This is a genomic window from Ponticaulis koreensis DSM 19734 (assembly GCF_000420665.1).
In the GTDB taxonomy this organism is placed as follows: domain Bacteria; phylum Pseudomonadota; class Alphaproteobacteria; order Caulobacterales; family Hyphomonadaceae; genus Ponticaulis; species Ponticaulis koreensis.
Window position 1 is genome coordinate 420,636 of the sequence record NZ_ATVJ01000001.1, and the last position, 16,662, is coordinate 437,297.

Here is a 16,662-nt window from a genome sequence, read left to right on the forward strand (position 1 = left end):
GGCTCAACTCATACACAAAAAAGCAGGGCTGAAATGAGGCAGCCCTGCTTTTTCTGTTTTTAATAGCAGTGCCGGGAGTTAACCGACCTGACCGCTCACAATTTGCGTGTGAGAGTTACGGTTCACTTCCCATGCTTCCGGCGTAGAGCGTCCGTCGATCGGGCGTTCCTTACCGTAAGAAATGGTTTCGATACGGTCTGCAGAGATACCGCGAGAAACGAGGTAATCCTTCACAGAGTTCGCACGGCGTTCCCCAAGGCCGAGGTTATATTCGCGTGTGCCGCGCTCGTCACAATTGCCCGCAACCATGATGCGAACAGTCGGATAAGCCTGCAGCCATGCTGCCTGACGGTTCAGAACAGCCATGTCGTCTGCGTCGAGGTTGTAACGGTCTGTGTCGAAATAGACGCGCTCACCCACATTGACGATGAAATCCTGAACCGTGCCTGGAGGCGGGCCCTGAACCACTTCACGTGATGTCACAACTTCATCGCGCACGGGTGGCGGCGTTGTATCGCGCACTGGCGGCGGTGTTGTAACCGCAACTTCTTCCTCAACTGGCGGATTTGAAGCACATGCGCCCAGTGCAAGTGCGATGCCCGCGACCGAAACCAACTTGAACATTTTGTTTTTCATTTGGGACCCTTCCACAACCTTCTTGCGTATCTCAGTCTCTAAGTTGGGAATTTGTCAACTCTGAGACCAATGTCCTGATTTCAGAGTGACAAATTCGAATTCATTTGCCCAATGAATTATCGGAGAGTTGGGGACCATGCCGGGTCAGATGCGTCGCCCGGTGTATTGAGGCGGCGCAAATTGCGGCCTGTGAGGTCGACCGTGTAAAGCGCAGGGCTTGCACCCGGGCGGTCTTCGCGGAAGAAAATGATCACGCGGCCATTCGGAGACCATGCCGGACCTTCGTCCAGATAAGCCTCGGTCAGAAGGCGCTCACCCTCCCCATCCGGCTCGATCACGCCGATATAGAAACGACCGTTTGCCTGACGCGTGAAGGCGATCAGATCACCACGTGGAGACCAGACCGGCGTTGAGTAACGACCGCTACCGAAAGTAATGCGGCAAGCCACGTCGCGGCCACCTGACGGACAGGTGCGCATGGAGCCGTCACGGTTCATCACATAAAGCTGCGGTGTGCCTCCACGGTCAGAGGTGAACACAATCTCATCCCCGTCCGGAGACATGCTTGGCGAGGTATCAATGGCAGGGTGGTCTGTCAGGCGCGTGCGGCGACGGCTGTTCAGATCCATAATGTAGATGTCGGAATTACCGTTATCTGCCTGCGCCATGATGACGGAGTTACCATCTGGCGAGAAACGCGGCGCATAAGTCATGCCCTGGAACTGACCCAGCGCCTCTGAACGGCCTGTTTCGATATCAAAGAGGTAGACCTGCGGACGACCACGCTCATACGTCATGTAAGTGATCGTCTGGTCAGACGGTGAAAAACGCGGCGTCAGAACTGTGTGCTGTCCGTTTGTCAGGAACTCAGCGTTTGCACCATCCTGATCCATAATCGCAAGGCGTTTCACACGCGCTGTACGCGGGCCGGATTCAGCAATGAAGACGATGCGGCTATCGAAATAGCCTTCATCACCTGTCAGGCTTGTATAGATGTCATCAGCCAGAACGTGCGCGACACGGCGCAGATTTTCAGAAGTCGTTACATACTGGCGACCACGACGACCGGAGAGGAGATGCTCCTGCTCCTGCGCCGTATCCCAAAGCCGGAAGGCGACGCGCATACGCCCGTCATCCATGATCTCGACTTCACCAATACCCAGCGACTCTGTGTCGATAATGCGCCAGTCGGCAAAGCGCGGCTGCACGAGAACAGAGAGATCCTGCTGGATAAAGGAATCCGGTGTCAGAAGATCAAACAGGCCCGTCGAGCGCAGGTCATTGCGCATGATTGCGGTGATCTGATCTGCCAGCGCCTGAGCTTCCGGAGTGTTTGCGTTGAAGTCTGGTAGCGCGACGCGGAACTCACGCGCGGAAGCCTGCGTCACTTCACCTTCGAGCTGCGCCATCGCAGGTGCGCCGAGGCCCATACTTACCGTGACCGCCACCCCAAGGCTCAAAATCATTCTCTTTAGTGCCATGTGTGTTCCTCCAATCGGAATCAGAATGTGTCTTCGTTAAATGTCAGCACGATGTCTTCATCACGCCAGAATTCGTAATTTTGCTCGCTCATAGGAAACGGCTCGCAGTTCCGGATCGCGCGGATCGCGCGGTCAGCTGCCGTCCGGATAAAGCGATCTGAGTTAACCGGACGCGAGGATCCGGTAACGCGCGGCGAACGCGTGATATTGCCCTCAGCATCAAGGCGGAAAGAAACCGTCACATCAAGGTTCTGCCAGTCCGGCAGGTCGGAAACAGAACGCCAGCAATCCTGTTCTTCGATGTAGGATACGATAAAGTCGACGACCGTTGCCGTATTACCAGTCTGCGCACCCGCGCCGCGCTGGTCTTCCTGATCTTGATCTTCCAATTCGGTGGTTGACGCATTCCGGTTACGGCGTGTCGGCGGCTCTCGCGTCACATCCTGATTGAGCGTTTCTTCGACTTCATCAATCAAATCACCGAACGGATCATCATTTTCCGGTTCTGGTTCCGGCGCACGTGTCACCGGCGCTTCAGGCGGCTCTTCGCGAACCGGTTCGGGCTCTTCTTCCTCAGGCTCTGGCGGCGTCTCTTCTTCAGGTGGCTCTTCTTCAGGTGGAGGAGGCGGAACGTCTTCTATTTCTTCCGGCTCGGGCTGTGCCTGCGCCGTATCTGCCGGAACAATCGTATCCTCTTCGTCTTCCCCTTCCTGGTCGATCAGCTCTTCTTCCTCTTCAGGCTCAGGCTGGGTCTCAGGCTCGGGGCGGCGGACTTCACGGATATTCGTTTCTTCAGCGATATTCACGATATCAAGCGGCACTTCCACGAATGTTTCCACACCTTCGCGCGGCGCCGTGCTCCAGACAAAAAGTCCGGACGCGCCGATCGCGACGTGTACGAGAATGGAAACAGGAAGCGCGTATTTCATACAGCTCAGCCTGCGTTGGAATCTGTCACGATGGCCGCGCTGTTAAAGCCGGCCGCCTGAATCGCTGCGAGCACCTGCGCGACAATTTCCAGCGGCACGACACCGTCACCACGCACATAGACGCGCTGGGAGTAGCCGGTAGACACAATCGCCGCGAGCCGCGGGCGCAGCTCCTGCATGGAGATTTCCTCTTCCTGCAGATAGATGACGCCCTCTTCTGTGATCGTCAGAGCCAGCACTTCGCCTTGCGTTTGCGGCAATGGACGCGCCTGGGCATTCGGCAGAGCGACATCAATACCCGTGACAAGCAGCGGCGCTGTCACCATGAAGACGATCAGCAGCACCAGCATGACGTCCACAAATGGCGTGACGTTGATCTCGGAATTCAGGCCGCGACGTCGACGCCCTCTGCGTCCTCCGCCACCACCGCCTTGCATCATCATGGCCATGGATCAGCCCTCGCCTCTGCGCTCGTAAAGACGGCGCGACAGGCGCACGATGAATTCCTGCGAGAAGGTATCGAGGCGATCCCCGAAGCCCGCCAGCTGGGAGGCAAATTTGTTGTAGAAGGTCACCGCCGGAATAGCTGCAACGAGGCCGAGTGCGGTCGCAAACAGCGCCTCGGCAATACCCGGCGCGACAACAGCAAGGTTGGTAGAGCCCGTGCCCGCAATCTCGCGGAAGGCGTTCATAATCCCCCAGACGGTACCGAAGAGACCTACGAACGGTGAGACAGACCCAATTGTCGCCAGCACGCCAAGCCCGCCTTCAAGTCGGGACATTTCACGGTCGGTCGCCGCCTGCATGAGACGCTCTGCGCGGTTTACCAGCGCGGCGCTCTGACTATCGGAGAAATTTGAAACGCGCCTTGCATCCTGCCACTCGCGGCGGGCCGACACGAACACACGTGCCATCGCCTCTTTCTTGTCGGACATCACACTATCATCAAGATCTTCCAGCGGCTGGCCGGACCAGAACGCGCCTTCGAATTTCTTCGCTCGGCTGATCGCGCCGCCAATCGAGCCAAACTTTTCCAGAATGATCGCCCAAGACCAGATCGACAGCAGAACCAGAAGGCCCATAACGCCTTTGACGATGATGTCCGCTCTGAGGAACAACTCATAAAGCGAGAAATTGTGCGAGGTTACGGCCTGTAGTGCTTCAGTTTCCATGGACGCGTCCAACTCTTTCTTATGCTTGTCACCCCGGCAAAGAAGCGGGCTTAGACTGTGTCGGCAACCATCTTGGCAAAATCAAGACAATCGACGCACGTGACTGCGATTTCATGATTTTTATGATTGATAGACGTAGCTTTGCAGTAGTTCTGCGATTTCCGGAATAGGTCTGCGCGGGCGTCCATCCGAATGAATGGTCACTGCAATGATCCTGGCCTCGCAGATCAGGGTTTCATCACGCAGCACCGCCTGATCAAAGAAGATGCGTGCGCCCTTCACGCCCATATAGCGGGTACGCACCATCAGCTCGTCTTCGACATGTGCGGCGTTTTTGAAGTCCACATCAGCCTTCACAATTGTAAAAGCGGCAGGGTCATCGCGCTCGAGTAGAGACTTATGCGTCACGCCCGCATCGCGCAGATGGTTCGACCGTCCGCGCTCGAAATATTTCAGATAATTGGCGTGATAAACGAGGCCGGTGAAATCAGTGTCCTCGTAATACACACGCACGGGCGTCCAGTGCTGTTTATCGGCGTCGAAATTGCGATCATCAAGCTGCAGTGTCGTCATGCAAAGCCGGTAGCAAGGTTTGAATGAGCTGTCATCTGGTGCAAAGCCATGTAAAGCTCGGCGCATGTCAGCTTTCATCCCGATCACGCGCGGCCTGTGCCGCAAATGCCCCGCCTGTGGCGAGGGAAAGCTGTTTGCCGGATATCTGAAGCTGCAGCCGGAATGTCAGCATTGCGGCGAGGCGTTCAATCACGATATGGTAGCTGACGGCCCGGCCTGGCTGACAGTGCTGTCGCTGGGTCCGTTCTACGCTCCACTCATTTTCCTGGCGTCACTCAAAGCTGGCGAACATGCCATGCTCGTCTTCCCGCTCCTTCTCATTTTCATGGTGAGCACAGCACTCGGCCTGCTCGCTTTGATGAAGGGCGGCTGGCTGGGCGCGCTCTGGCATATGGAACAGAAACGCACGGCGAGGTGACAAACTTCCAAGCCCGGCTATTATCTTCCTAGGGGATAATCAGAGGGGGCTTTCATGTCTGAGACCATAAAAACACCATGGCATATCTGGGTGGTGGGCATCATCACTTTTATCTGGAATTTCGCAGGCGGCGGGCTGGATTACATCTTCACCCAACTCAACACCGAATTCTACATGTCGGGCTACACCGATGAGCAACGCGCCTATTACGAAGCCCTGCCGGCATGGTTTACCGCGATATGGGCGATCAGCATCTGGACAAGCGTTCTTGGGTCCATTTTCATTCTGTTACGAAACAAGCTCGCCTTTCCGGTGTTCGCGATTTCGCTGGTCGGATACATTTTTGGAACGATCTACTCGTTTGCGCTCAATACTGTGCCAGATGTCACGACAGCCAATTATATTTTCACGGGCGTTATCACGGCCGTTCTTCTGTTCGAGGTCTGGTATTCCAGCTCGATGACCAAGCGAGGTATTCTGCGTTAAAGCGTTGTCCGCAGAAACGAACCGCTCATTCTGCGTGCGGATTGGCCGTCAAATGACCGATCCGCAGCAAAATATTCCCAATATCACGCGCCTTCTCGCCGCTCACGCGAACTCACGTGACAAATGCAAGCCTCTGGCTATCGTCCTGTTAACGATACTGAGCGGGGGCTTTCATGTCAGAGAAAAAGAAAACGCCTTGGCACCTTTGGGTGGTCGGCATCATCACACTGCTCTGGAACGCCTTTGGCGGCTTTGACTACACCATGACCAAGCTCAATGTGGATTGGTATATGGAAGCCTTCACTGCCGAGCAGATCGCTTATTACCAGTCACTCCCGCAATGGTTTGTCGTGGCCTGGGCGCTCAGCATCTGGCTAAGCGTGGCAGGCTCACTCCTGCTTCTCCTGAAAAGCCGCATCTCAACGCTGGTGTTCGTGATTGCCCTGTTCAGCTATGGCGCGGCGCTGTCAGGTACATTCCACTTCCACCCGCCACCAACCCTGACCGATCAGGATATGATCATTAGCGGCGTCATTCTGGCAGTGCTTGTGTTCGAATGCGCCTATTCCATCATGATGAAACTGCGGGGGTTCTTGCGTTAGATTATGGAAGCACTTGAACCATCAACGCGCCTACCAGCCATACTCCGAAAGCTGGCCAGACAGATCATCCCAAAACCGATTGTGTTCTTCAATTAGATTGATCTTCCACTGCCGGGGCCAGCCTTTGATAGTTCGCTCACGTTGGAGCGCCGGCGCCATTTCAGGAAAGCGCGCGTACCACACCAGACGGTCACAGCCGTATTTGGCCGCAAAGACGGACCCTTTGCCCAGCTTGTGTTGCTCTATGCGCTGAAACAAATCTGACGTCACGCCGGTATAGAGCGTCCCGTTCTTTCGGTTCGCCAGAATATAACAGGCGATGAAATCATACTTCGCCATCAGCGCCCCCTGAGCATAAAAACTTGCACATCCCGGTCGATCATGACGCTTTGTTTCATTCCACGACGTCCCAAGGCTCGTCCTTGGGACCCAGCGCCAAGCCTCCATATGCTTACAAACCCCGTCTAAATCAAACGGGAGATGGTTCCCGGTGACGAGCACCGGGAAGGCGCATTAATCCACTGATGCATCACCAAGAGGACGATAGCCCTCTGGGCCAAACCAACCAAATGCGTTGCGGTAATCGTCATACGCCTGTTCGGCCGCATCCAATTGCTCCGCAGTTGCGCCGTTGGAACGCAGCCGGTCCAGCTCGTCTGTAAGTTCATCTCCCGCTAGCCTCACTGAGCACAGACCAGACCAAATTTCTCCAGACGCATCCCTACGCGCAAAAACAACGGTGTTATCAGTTCCCCAATGACTTAACCCACAAGCTGCAGACGATCCGCTATGACGCAATGAAACCGTTCCCGTAGCATCGCCTTTCCAGACGTTTTGTACGCTGAACACTAATGGCTCGCGACGATAGCCGTCGGCTCGCACAACGCTCCCCTGAAAAACGAGATCTGAAGACTCGAACGCCTCTGCCGTATGCCCATAGAAACAAGAGCATGCGTGACTCGCCGGAACAGCAATCAAGAAAGCAACAGCGGAGATAAAAAGCGACCGCATCACTCAAACAGATCGCCAGTCGGTTTCGCGAGCGGCGGCGCAATGCCAAGGCGCTCATACGCGCCGGGCGCCGCGGTTCGGCCACGCGGGGTGCGGGCGACAAAGCCCTTCTGCATGAGATAAGGCTCGATCACGTCTTCAATCGCGTCGCGCGCTTCTGAAAGCGCCGCGGCCAGCGTATCGACGCCCACCGGACCGCCCGCATAGGTTTTCACCAGCGCATGCAGATAACGACGGTCCAGCGCATCAAGACCGTCAGGATCAATCTCAAGACGTTTCAGCGCGCGGTCAGCCGCCTCTTTGGTGATGGCAGAGCCTTCAGCGTCTGCAAAGTCGCGCACACGCCGTAACAGACGAAGCGCGATACGCGGTGTACCGCGTGCACGGCTCGCAATTTCAAGCGCCCCATCTTCAGTGATCGTCACATCCAGCTTAGCGGCAGCTGCGCGAACGATACGCGCCAGATCTTCCGGCTCATAAAACTCAAGCCGCATCGGAATGCCGAAACGGTCGCGCAATGGCGTTGCCAAAAGGCCTGCCCGCGTCGTCGCGCCCACCAACGTAAACGGCGCAAGATCAAGCCGCACAGACCGCGCCGCAGGCCCCTCGCCGATCATGATGTCGAGCGCATAATCTTCCATCGCCGGGTAGAGAATTTCCTCAACAGCGGCTGGCAGACGGTGAATCTCATCAATGAAGAGCACATCATTCGGCTCAAGATTGGTCAGGATAGCCGCAAGGTCGCCCGCCTTGGCGATGACGGGGCCGGAGGTTGAGCGAAAGCCTGCACCAAGCTCTTTGGCAAGAATCTGTGCCAGCGTTGTTTTACCGAGGCCAGGCGGACCAAACAGAAGAACATGGTCCAGCGCCTCTTCGCGCTTACGGGCAGCCTCGACATAGACTTTGAGGTTCGACTTGGCGCGGCCCTGACCGACATAGTCGTCAAAGGTCTGCGGGCGCAGCGCTCTGTCCAGCGCTTCACCAGCTTGCAGCTCGGGGCTGGAAAGGCGTTCAGCGTCGTTCAAGCAGAAAGCTCCTTCAGGCCTGCCTTGATGAGCGCAGACACATCATCTTCCTTTGCGCCCTGCGCAGCGGCCGCAACAGCGCGCGCGGCATCTACCTGCTGATAGCCGAGATTAACGAGCGCGGAAACCGCTTCGGCACGTGCACCGCTTGGCGCGGCGACTGGAGCTTTTTTATCGCCCGCATGAACCGCGCCCGGCAGCGTACCGAACCGGCCAAGGGGCGGTGCTTTACCGGAAAGCTCGCCCACAATACGTTCGGCAACCTTTTTACCAACGCCTTTAGCGCGGGTCAGGCTTGCCGCATCGCCGAGCGTCACAGCGTCCATCAGACCATTCGGCCCCAGCGCATCCAGCACGGCAAGCGCAACCTTGCCGCCCACGCCCGGCACATCGGTCAGGCGGACAAACCAGGCTCGTGCCTCATCGCTTTCAAACGCAAACATCTGGATAGAGTTTTCGGTAACGCGCGTCTCGATGTGCAGCTCCGCCTCACGCCCCGGCGCGAGCTTTGCCAGAAGCGAAGACCCGGCCAACGCGACATAGCCAACGCCGTTCACATTGATAAGAAGCGTGTCCGCCCCTGTTGAGAGGACTTCGCCTTTAAGCCAGCCAATGATCATGCCACGCCTCGCACCAGAGCAGGCCGGTAATGGGCCGCACAGATTGCCGTCGCGAGGGCATCCGCCGCATCATTCTTTACACCGCCTGCGCGTGGAAGGAGCCGCTGCACCATAAAGGCGATCTGTTCTTTGTCGGCCTTACCTGTGCCGACAATTGCCTGTTTGATACGGCGCGGCGCAAACTCGGACACCTCAACAGAAGACACTGCCAGCGCAGTCATTGCAGCGCCCCTCGCCTGCCCCAGTTTCAGCGCACTCTGCGCACCGGCATTCACCAGCGTTTCCTCGACGCCCGCCAGATGCGGCTGATGCAGGGATACAAGCTCATTCACGCCGTTGAAAATGACAGCGAGGCGTTCAGCCAATGGCAAAGTCGGATCAGGTGAGATGACGCCATGTGCCACCCATGACAAACGCGGGCCATCAGAGAGGATCATTCCCCATCCTGTATGGCGCAGACCGGGATCAATCCCGAGAATTCTGACTGGTGTTCCCATAAGTCGTATCTGCGCCTGAAATGGTGAATCGTGACTTAATGTTTCTCGTTTTGTTCCACAAAGGTCAAGGCCGGGCAGAACCCTCGTGAAGAATGTGCCCCAAAATCCACAGCGTATTGGAATGACGCCCACGTCACCAATTGTCATTCATCTGAAACATTACTGTCGCGAAAGCTTCGCAGCTCTCGCTTAGCTCCGCGCCAATACTTCAATGCTTGCGGAGTGCATCATGAAATCTTTCCTCTTTGGTACTGCATCGCTGATCGGGCTTGGCGCCCTGTCCCTTCCGACATTCGCACAGGATGCTCCTGCCAACGACCAACCGCTTATTGCAAATACGATCTATGTCACCGTCCAGAAGCGTGAAGAAAGCCTGCGCGATGTACCGGTTGCCGTCACCGCGATTGATGCCTCAGTGCTTGATGATCTCGGCCTCGACGAGTTCGATCAGGTTGCCCGTTTCGTTCCGGGTTTTGAAGTTCAGGAGCAGAGCCCGAACAATCCGGGTTTCGTAATCCGCGGCATTACATCTGACTCAGGCGAAGCTAATATTGAGCCACGCATCGCGATCTTTCAGGATGGCGTTTCGATCTCCCGCTCACGTGGCTCGGTTGTCGAACTCTTCGACATTGAGCGCGTCGAAGTTGCTAAAGGCCCGCAGCCGACCCTGTTCGGTCGCGGTGCGCTCATCGGCGGTGTGAATGTTATCCAGGCCCGCCCGGAATTTGAACTCTCCGGTGCAGCAACAATCGGCATTGGCAATCTGGAAGAGCGTTATGTAGACGGCTATGTCACCGGTCCAATCATTGACGGTGTTCTGGCCGGTCGTCTGGCCGGTCGCCTGCGTGAACGTGAAGGCTATGTGGAAAGCGTCACGCCATTTCAGGATCACTTCAACAGTCAGGATATGGCAGCAGTTCGCGGCTCACTGACTTACACGCCGCGCGAAGATCTGTCGTTCGACCTGATCCTGAACTATCAGCGTGACGACCCGTCTGGTACGAGCTTTAAGTCCGGCGCCTTCGAGCCAACCCCGGATGGCAGCACCGATGCCTGGGATCCGGCGAACCTCAACACTTTTGGCAACTTCCTGAACGGTCAGGACCTTGGCCTGCGTCGCATCGTGTCCAGCGCAACTCTAATCGGCGAATGGGAGATCAACGACCAGCTCTCGCTCACCTCCACCACCGGCTATCGTGACATTGATAGCCTTGAAGTGTTCGACCCGGACGGTTTTGGGCTCGACCTTCTTATCTTCGCCGAAGATTATCAGGGCGAGCAATTCTCTCAGGAATTCCGCGTCAACTATGATAGCGGCGAGCGTCTTCGCGGCTTTGCGGGCATCAGCTATTTCGATGAAACCGGGTCACAATACGTGCCCCTGACATTCGACGAACGGGCTGTTCAGGCATTACTCGGCGGTTTTCTCGTGCCACCGACAGTTCCGGACGTGAACACACTTCCGGCAATCAATCTTACAGCGTTCGCACAAAGCGGCGGCACCCTGATTGTACCGCTCAAGCCGATCCACAATGAAGCCTTTACAAACTTCGGCGAGACCCAGTCCATCGATCTGTTCGCAGATGTCAGCTATGACGTGACCGATCGTCTGGAAGTGACAGGCGGTATCCGCTGGACACGTGACGAGAAAGAGTCTGGTCTTCTCGTTGAGCTTCTGAACGGCCCGAGCAATCTGACATTTGGTGGCCTGTTCGTACAGGATTCCAACGGCCTGATCTCCGCCTCTGACGAGTTTGATGATTTCACATACCGCGTTGCAGCCAGCTATGCGGCGACTGATAACGTCAACATCTATGCAAACTATGCACGCGGTCGCCGTCCTGAGGTCATCACGGCCTCTGCATCGGCGCCAAGCGCAGGTTTTGCGACACTGGATGCAGAGATTGTCGACGCGTTCGAGCTTGGCCTGAAAGGCCTGTTCCTCAACGGTAATCTCAGCGTTGAAACGTCTGTCTTCAGCTATGATTACTCGAACTTCCAGAGCACGCAGGTGAATGCGACAACCGGCCTGATCGAACCGATCAACGCAGGTGATGCAACATCTAACGGCTTCGAAGCGCAGGCGATCTGGGCTGTAAACGATATGCTCGCGCTGACAGCGAACTATGGCTACAACCATGCTCGCTTCGACAATGAAGCAGGTGCGCCATTCGCTGGAAACTCACTGCGCCTGTCACCGGACCAGACGGCATCTGTCTCAGCCCGTCTTCTGTTCGATCTCGGCTTTGCGGACCTCAAACTGGTGCCTAGCTATACATGGCAGTCTGAAGTCTATTTCGACAACACAGAGCGCGCGGTAATCAGTCAGGACAGCTATGGTCTTCTGAACCTCAATGCACAGCTCGACTTTGCAAACGGGTTCGGCATTGAAGCGTACATCTCCAACGCGCTTGATGAAGAATATCTGATTGACGCTGGCAACACCGGCGATGCGTTCGGAATTCCAACCTTCATCTCTGGCGCGCCGCAATTCTATGGCGTACGTGTCTCTCAGGAATTCTAAAAGACCCTCCGTCCAATAAGAAAAGCCGCGGGCCATGCTCGCGGCTTTTTTGTTTAAACGAGCGGTGTGGAAATGAACTCCGGCAGCGCCTCCGCCTGCTTAGAGAGCACAGCGATGGACGGATAGGCCGTAGGTTCTGAAAGGTTTGGATAAACCAGCCTCGTAAAGCCCCACGCGCAGGCAGCTGTAATATCCGCCTGAGTTGGTTCGTCTCCACCGAGGAACGCTGACAGCCCTTCGAGCTCTTTATCCAGCGCTGAATACGCTTCCCCCAGCTGGGTTTCGACACGCGTCAGCCATTCCGGGTGCATTTTGTCAGCGGGGCGCATATTGTACTCATACACGATCTGAACGGTCTTCTCGCAAGCGATGAGCGCGAGACCAATCACCCGCTGGCCTTTCACAAAATCAGACAGCGCTTCGGGGAAGAGCGTTTTGTCCGGCCCTGCCCGTTTTTCCAGATATTCCAGGATGACCGTCGATTCCATCAGCACCGTGCCGTCATCCGTAATCAGCGTCGGCGCTTTAACGAGCGGATTGTACGCGCTGAAGGCCTCGAACTGACGCATCACCGAAATCTGCTCATGCTCAAAAGAAAGCCCCAGGCGTTTCGCGCTGATCGCAACGCGGCGCACAAACGGGGAATCAGACATGCCAATCAATTTCATCACACCCTCCTGATAAACTGGTGTGAGTACTGCTAGCTCCGTCAGCCATCTCGCGCAAAGCACCGAATGTCACATTCCGGTGCACGTCGTCTGAATGCTTCGCCGCGAGGCGCTAGGGCTCGTTACCCTCCCAGTCGACAATCCAGTCGAACTCGTCACCTTCAAAGACCGTATCTTCAGAGACGGTCCGCCCCATAATAGAGTGGTCCTGCCGGTGGACAGAGCTTTGCTCACCGGAAACCAGCGGATGCCAGTCTTCTAACGGTTTGCCTTCATGGATGAGACGATACGCACACGTCTTCGGCATCCATTTCAGCGCGCCCAGATTATCCGGCGTCAGCTTTACGCAATCAGGAACGAACTGCTTGCGGTTCTCATAATTCGAACAACGACACGTCTCAGCGTCGAGCAGCTTGCAGTGAAGACGCGTATAGGCGATCTCGCCCGTGTCCTCATCCTCGAGCTTCACAAGGCAGCACTTCGCGCAGCCATCACAGAGGGCTTCCCACTGGTCCTCGCTCATATCCTTGAGCGGAACGGTTTCCCACCACTTGTCAGTCATTTTAAGCGCCAGCGGCCCGATCAAAGATCGCGTTCAGTTCAGCTACCGCAGCGGCTGCTCCTGCTTCGTGCTTCCAGACACCACCGGAGACCGCGAGAAAATCTGCGCCAGCCTGAACCAGAGGCTCTGCATTGGCTGGCGTAATACCGCCAATGGCAACGCAAGGAAGCTCCATCATTTCCTGCCACCAGGTGAGGAGTTCAGGTTCAGCCTGTGTCGGCGCCTCTTTTGTTTCTGTCGGATAGAAAGCACCAAAGGCGACATAGTCTGCGCCCTGCTCGCCAGCCACCATCGCCAGATGACGGCTATCATGACAGGTCACGCCAACAATTCCGTGCTCGCCCACCCATTTCTTGGCGTCTTTGAAGGTGCCGTCGGACTGGCCGATATGCACGCCGTCCGCTCCAAGCTCGGCGGCGAGATCTGCGCGATCATTGATAATGATTGCGACATCGCGCGCCTGAACTTTCTCAATGAGCTTTTCGCCAAACCGGCGCGTCGCATCAACGTCGACACTCGTCCCGTCCGCTCCCTTCAGCCGCACCTGCAAACAGGCGACATCGCCCGCGTCGAGCGCGCTGAAAAGATCGGTTTCGAACGCCCCAAGATCAGCGATGACAGGAGGCGTGATGAGATAAAGGCGGGTGCGATGGTCCATCCCGCAGTCAGAAAGCGAAAATACCCTGACGGTCAAGTCTTGTCGTATTCTCTGCAGCGTATAAAGCTGAGATAAATATAGGGAGGTATCATGAAATATATTCTGAAAACGGGCCTGTTCACGGCAGCCCTTCTGGCCGCTGGCTGCACATCCACAGCGCAGGAAGCCGAAACAATTCCAACTCCGAATGTCGACATCGCAGTTTCGGCTGTCGGCATTGGTGTCACCAGCCTCGAAACAAGCATGGCCTTCTATCAGGACACGCTAGGCATGCGCGCCATCGCCACATTCGAGATCGACTACATGGACGAGATCGTCCTCGTCGCGCCAAATGGCGGCAGCGCAATTGTGCTTATGGAATACACGGATGGGATTGAGCGCAATGTCACTAATCTGCCTGTGAAGATCGTTCTGCGCGTTCCTGACCCTGCAGCGCTTGCAGCCAATATCCGTGCGGCCGGCTACGAGATTGTACGCGAGCCGATACCTTCCGCAGAGGTAGGTGGTGCAATTGTCGGTTTTGCCCGCGATCCGGATGGATATCTGATCGAAATTCTGCCAACTCAGCCATAACGAACACTCAGGGGAGGCTTTCATGGCGGATACACAAACACTTATGCAGTCGCGGCTCTTTGCGATGGGCATTGCTGTCAGTGATCTGGAAGTCTCCACCGCCTTTTACCGCGATGTTCTGGGGCTTGATGAAGTGAACCGCATTTCATTGCCGAACATGGAAGAAGTTGTGCTGCAGTATCCGGGCGCGGACCATAAAGTCGTCCTGATGAAATTCACCGATGGCAAGGATCGAAACGTCACACGCCTGCCGGTGAAGCTCGTCTTCCAATTTGCCAATGTGATGGAAACGGCAAAAGCGATCCGAGACGCGGGCTATCAGGTCGTGAAAGAGCCTGAACGCGTACCTGAAATCCACAATGCGATCATCGGCTTCGCACGCGACCCTGACGGCTATCTGATTGAACTTCTACAGTCATACACCCCTGCCGAGTGATCAAATCTCAGTGGGAACGGTCAATTCCGGTTTACTTGAGCGTCCGTCGCACTAACGTTTCTGTTTTACAGTATTGTTGAACAGGACATTCCAAAATGCGCCCGGGCCTAAAGCCATCCCTTCTGACGATCGCCCTTTTCGCAGGATTACTGACCGCGTGTAGCGGCGGCGGAGGTGGTGGCGGCACAACTGTTGCGCCCGTTCCTGTTCCGACACCAACGCCGACGCCTACACCGACGCCAACTCAGTCGCAGCCGACCTATACGCGCGGTGTCTTTCCTGCAGCGAGCACTTTTAAAGACCAGTGCGAAGTGCCGCGCGTGGGCGTGGATATTGAAGGCAATCCTTACACGGATGTTCAGGGCACACTTGGCGACGAGCTGTTCTGGTTACGCTCTTGGACCGAAGAAACCTATCTCTGGAATGACGAAGTGACGGACCAGAACCCGTACAACTTCTCAAATCCTGAAGCCTATTTCGACGTGCTGCGCACAACCGAGACCACGCCATCCGGCGAGGACAAAGACGACTTCCACTTCTATCAATCAACCGAAGATTATCTGGCGCAGCGCACGGCGGCTCCTACAGCTGGTTATGGCGCCCGCTTCGCAATATACGCTTCTGCGCCACCTCGCGATGTGCGCGTCGTGTTTACCGAGCCAAACTCACCAGCCTCCACACCAGTCAGCGGTGAAGCCCCATTCCAGCGCGGCGCCCAGATTCTACAGATTGACGGCGTAGACGTCGTCAATGGCGGCAGTCAGGCTGACGTTGATATTCTGAATGCCGGTCTGTTTCCGGCAACCGCCGGAGAGTCGCACACATTTGTTGTGCGCGATGTCGGTGAGACAGCCCGCACCGTCACCGTCACGTCAGCCAATATTGCGCCATCGCCGGTGAACCGGACCGAGATCATTGATCAGGGCGCGAACAAGATCGGCTATATCCTGTTCAATACCTTTAGCCCGACAACGTCCGAAGAGGCGATCCGCGACGCCATCCAGACTATGGCAGACGGCAATGTGACAGACCTCGTTCTCGACCTTCGTTATAATAGTGGCGGGCTTCTGGCCGTAGCGTCACAGCTCTCCTATATGGTGGCTGGCCCAACCCCGACGACTGGCCAGACATTCGAACTGCTCCAGTTCAATGATGACGCCGGAAACCGCAATCCAGTCACAGGTCAGGTGAATAGCCCTATCCCATTCTACGCAACGGGCCTTGGCTTCTCTCTGCCGAATGGAACGCCTCTGCCCTCACTGGATCTGCCGCGCGTTTTCATTCTCTCAACAGGAGGCACATGCAGTGCCAGCGAAGCAGTTATCAACGGCCTGCGCGGCGTAGGTATCGAAGTCGTACTGATCGGCGATATTACCTGCGGTAAGCCTTATGGCTTTTATCCGACAGACAATTGCGGCACGACCTTCTACACGATCCAGTTTCAGGGCGTGAACAATGTCGGCTTTGGCGATTATGCGGACGGCTTCGTGCCACAGGATAACAGCTTTGCCTTCGGTGAACGCCTACCGGGCTGTACTGTCGCTGATGACCTGTCGAACCCGCTCGGCACAGCAGGCGAGAACCTGTTGGAAACGGCGCTCTATTACGCCGAGAACAATGCCTGCCCGCCTGTGCCATTCTCGTCTTCGGCATCTACCGGCGTTGCGCCAGGTTCACCGGAGACCGTGTTCGACCGGATTCCGGGCCAGCAACTTGCTATTCGCACATCACCCTTCACCGAAGCCCGCGATATTCTTGAGAATAGCCGCGACCTGACCGGAGTGAACTGAT

At 56.2% G+C, this 16,662-nt stretch carries 21 protein-coding genes; 7 read left to right on the top strand and 14 right to left on the bottom strand.

Going from position 1 to position 16,662, the window contains the following annotated elements; translation table 11 throughout:
• Positions 1 to 78 precede the first annotated feature (78 nt).
• The 6 genes from pal to G523_RS0102275 form a co-directional block, all read right to left on the bottom strand.
• Positions 79 to 636 carry a peptidoglycan-associated lipoprotein Pal gene (gene pal / locus G523_RS0102250; RefSeq protein ID WP_022693394.1) on the bottom strand — a complete coding sequence of 186 codons (558 nt, stop codon included), beginning with the start codon at positions 634 to 636 and terminating at the stop codon, positions 79 to 81.
• Between the two features lie 116 nt (positions 637 to 752).
• Positions 753 to 2,117, bottom strand: a complete 1,365-nt coding sequence (gene tolB / locus G523_RS0102255; protein ID WP_033232266.1) for a Tol-Pal system beta propeller repeat protein TolB — start codon at positions 2,115 to 2,117, stop codon at positions 753 to 755.
• Positions 2,118 to 2,137: 20 nt separating this feature from the next.
• Positions 2,138 to 3,046 carry a hypothetical protein gene (locus tag G523_RS0102260; protein WP_022693396.1) on the bottom strand — a complete coding sequence of 303 codons (909 nt, stop codon included), beginning with the start codon at positions 3,044 to 3,046 and terminating at the stop codon, positions 2,138 to 2,140.
• A gap of 5 nt (positions 3,047 to 3,051) precedes the next feature.
• The gene (locus G523_RS0102265; protein WP_022693397.1) at positions 3,052 to 3,495 is read right to left on the bottom strand and encodes an ExbD/TolR family protein; all 444 of its coding nucleotides are present in this window, start codon (positions 3,493 to 3,495) and stop codon (positions 3,052 to 3,054) included.
• Positions 3,496 to 3,498: 3 nt separating this feature from the next.
• Positions 3,499 to 4,218 (bottom strand): protein TolQ, encoded by a 720-nt coding sequence (gene tolQ, locus G523_RS0102270; RefSeq protein WP_027441381.1) that lies wholly within the window; start codon positions 4,216 to 4,218, stop codon positions 3,499 to 3,501.
• A 120-nt stretch (positions 4,219 to 4,338) separates the two neighbouring features.
• Complete coding sequence (locus G523_RS0102275) at positions 4,339 to 4,857, bottom strand: YbgC/FadM family acyl-CoA thioesterase (RefSeq protein ID WP_022693399.1); 519 nt, start codon at positions 4,855 to 4,857, stop codon at positions 4,339 to 4,341.
• Between G523_RS0102275 and G523_RS17585 the strand changes: the two genes are divergently transcribed.
• The 3 genes from G523_RS17585 (at position 4,856) to G523_RS0102290 (ending at position 6,297) form a co-directional block, all read left to right on the top strand.
• Positions 4,856 to 5,209 carry a DUF983 domain-containing protein gene (locus tag G523_RS17585; RefSeq protein WP_022693400.1) on the top strand — a complete coding sequence of 118 codons (354 nt, stop codon included), beginning with the start codon at positions 4,856 to 4,858 and terminating at the stop codon, positions 5,207 to 5,209. The genes G523_RS0102275 and G523_RS17585 overlap by 2 nt on opposite strands.
• A gap of 54 nt (positions 5,210 to 5,263) precedes the next feature.
• Positions 5,264 to 5,695 carry a hypothetical protein gene (locus G523_RS0102285; protein ID WP_022693401.1) on the top strand — a complete coding sequence of 144 codons (432 nt, stop codon included), beginning with the start codon at positions 5,264 to 5,266 and terminating at the stop codon, positions 5,693 to 5,695.
• 173 nt (positions 5,696 to 5,868) lie between these two features.
• A complete protein-coding gene (locus G523_RS0102290) occupies positions 5,869 to 6,297 on the top strand; it encodes a hypothetical protein (protein ID WP_022693402.1) in 429 nt (142 codons plus the stop codon).
• 30 nt (positions 6,298 to 6,327) lie between these two features.
• Here the strand turns inward: G523_RS0102290 and G523_RS0102295 are convergent, their stop codons facing one another.
• The 5 genes from G523_RS0102295 to ruvC all read right to left on the bottom strand — a co-directional run bounded on the left by G523_RS0102295 (position 6,328) and on the right by ruvC (position 9,450).
• Positions 6,328 to 6,636, bottom strand: coding sequence for a GIY-YIG nuclease family protein (locus G523_RS0102295; RefSeq protein ID WP_027441384.1), 309 nt, complete (start codon positions 6,634 to 6,636; stop codon positions 6,328 to 6,330).
• A 174-nt stretch (positions 6,637 to 6,810) separates the two neighbouring features.
• Entirely contained in the window at positions 6,811 to 6,981 is a 171-nt protein-coding gene (locus tag G523_RS20800; protein ID WP_022693404.1) for a hypothetical protein, read from the bottom strand.
• 326 nt (positions 6,982 to 7,307) lie between these two features.
• Positions 7,308 to 8,333: a Holliday junction branch migration DNA helicase RuvB gene (ruvB, locus tag G523_RS0102305; protein ID WP_022693405.1), complete on the bottom strand. Its 1,026-nt coding sequence runs from the start codon at positions 8,331 to 8,333 to the stop codon at positions 7,308 to 7,310.
• A complete protein-coding gene (gene ruvA / locus G523_RS0102310; RefSeq protein WP_022693406.1) occupies positions 8,330 to 8,953 on the bottom strand; it encodes a Holliday junction branch migration protein RuvA in 624 nt (207 codons plus the stop codon). Before ruvA ends, ruvB begins: the two co-directional genes overlap by 4 nt.
• Positions 8,950 to 9,450 carry a crossover junction endodeoxyribonuclease RuvC gene (gene ruvC, locus G523_RS0102315; RefSeq protein ID WP_022693407.1) on the bottom strand — a complete coding sequence of 167 codons (501 nt, stop codon included), beginning with the start codon at positions 9,448 to 9,450 and terminating at the stop codon, positions 8,950 to 8,952. Before ruvC ends, ruvA begins: the two co-directional genes overlap by 4 nt.
• 229 nt (positions 9,451 to 9,679) lie before the next feature.
• On the opposite strand from ruvC, the gene G523_RS0102320 reads away from it, so the two are divergent.
• Positions 9,680 to 11,974: a TonB-dependent receptor gene (locus G523_RS0102320; protein ID WP_022693408.1), complete on the top strand. Its 2,295-nt coding sequence runs from the start codon at positions 9,680 to 9,682 to the stop codon at positions 11,972 to 11,974.
• Between the two features lie 53 nt (positions 11,975 to 12,027).
• Here the strand turns inward: G523_RS0102320 and G523_RS0102325 are convergent, their stop codons facing one another.
• The 3 genes from G523_RS0102325 to thiE form a co-directional block, all read right to left on the bottom strand.
• On the bottom strand, positions 12,028 to 12,642 hold the full coding sequence (locus G523_RS0102325; RefSeq protein WP_022693409.1) for a glutathione S-transferase family protein: 615 nt from the start codon (positions 12,640 to 12,642) through the stop codon (positions 12,028 to 12,030).
• Positions 12,643 to 12,754: 112 nt separating this feature from the next.
• Entirely contained in the window at positions 12,755 to 13,204 is a 450-nt protein-coding gene (locus G523_RS0102330; protein ID WP_027441387.1) for a YcgN family cysteine cluster protein, read from the bottom strand.
• Position 13,205: 1 nt separating this feature from the next.
• Positions 13,206 to 13,862: a thiamine phosphate synthase gene (thiE, locus tag G523_RS0102335; protein ID WP_022693411.1), complete on the bottom strand. Its 657-nt coding sequence runs from the start codon at positions 13,860 to 13,862 to the stop codon at positions 13,206 to 13,208.
• A gap of 90 nt (positions 13,863 to 13,952) precedes the next feature.
• Here thiE and G523_RS0102340 point away from each other — a divergent pair, with 90 nt between their 5' ends.
• The 3 genes from G523_RS0102340 to G523_RS0102350 all read left to right on the top strand — a co-directional run bounded on the left by G523_RS0102340 (position 13,953) and on the right by G523_RS0102350 (position 16,661).
• Complete coding sequence (locus G523_RS0102340) at positions 13,953 to 14,435, top strand: VOC family protein (protein WP_022693412.1); 483 nt, start codon at positions 13,953 to 13,955, stop codon at positions 14,433 to 14,435.
• Between the two features lie 22 nt (positions 14,436 to 14,457).
• Positions 14,458 to 14,871, top strand: coding sequence for a VOC family protein (locus tag G523_RS0102345; protein WP_022693413.1), 414 nt, complete (start codon positions 14,458 to 14,460; stop codon positions 14,869 to 14,871).
• A 95-nt stretch (positions 14,872 to 14,966) separates the two neighbouring features.
• Positions 14,967 to 16,661 carry a S41 family peptidase gene (locus G523_RS0102350; RefSeq protein WP_022693414.1) on the top strand — a complete coding sequence of 565 codons (1,695 nt, stop codon included), beginning with the start codon at positions 14,967 to 14,969 and terminating at the stop codon, positions 16,659 to 16,661.
• Position 16,662 lies beyond the last annotated feature (1 nt).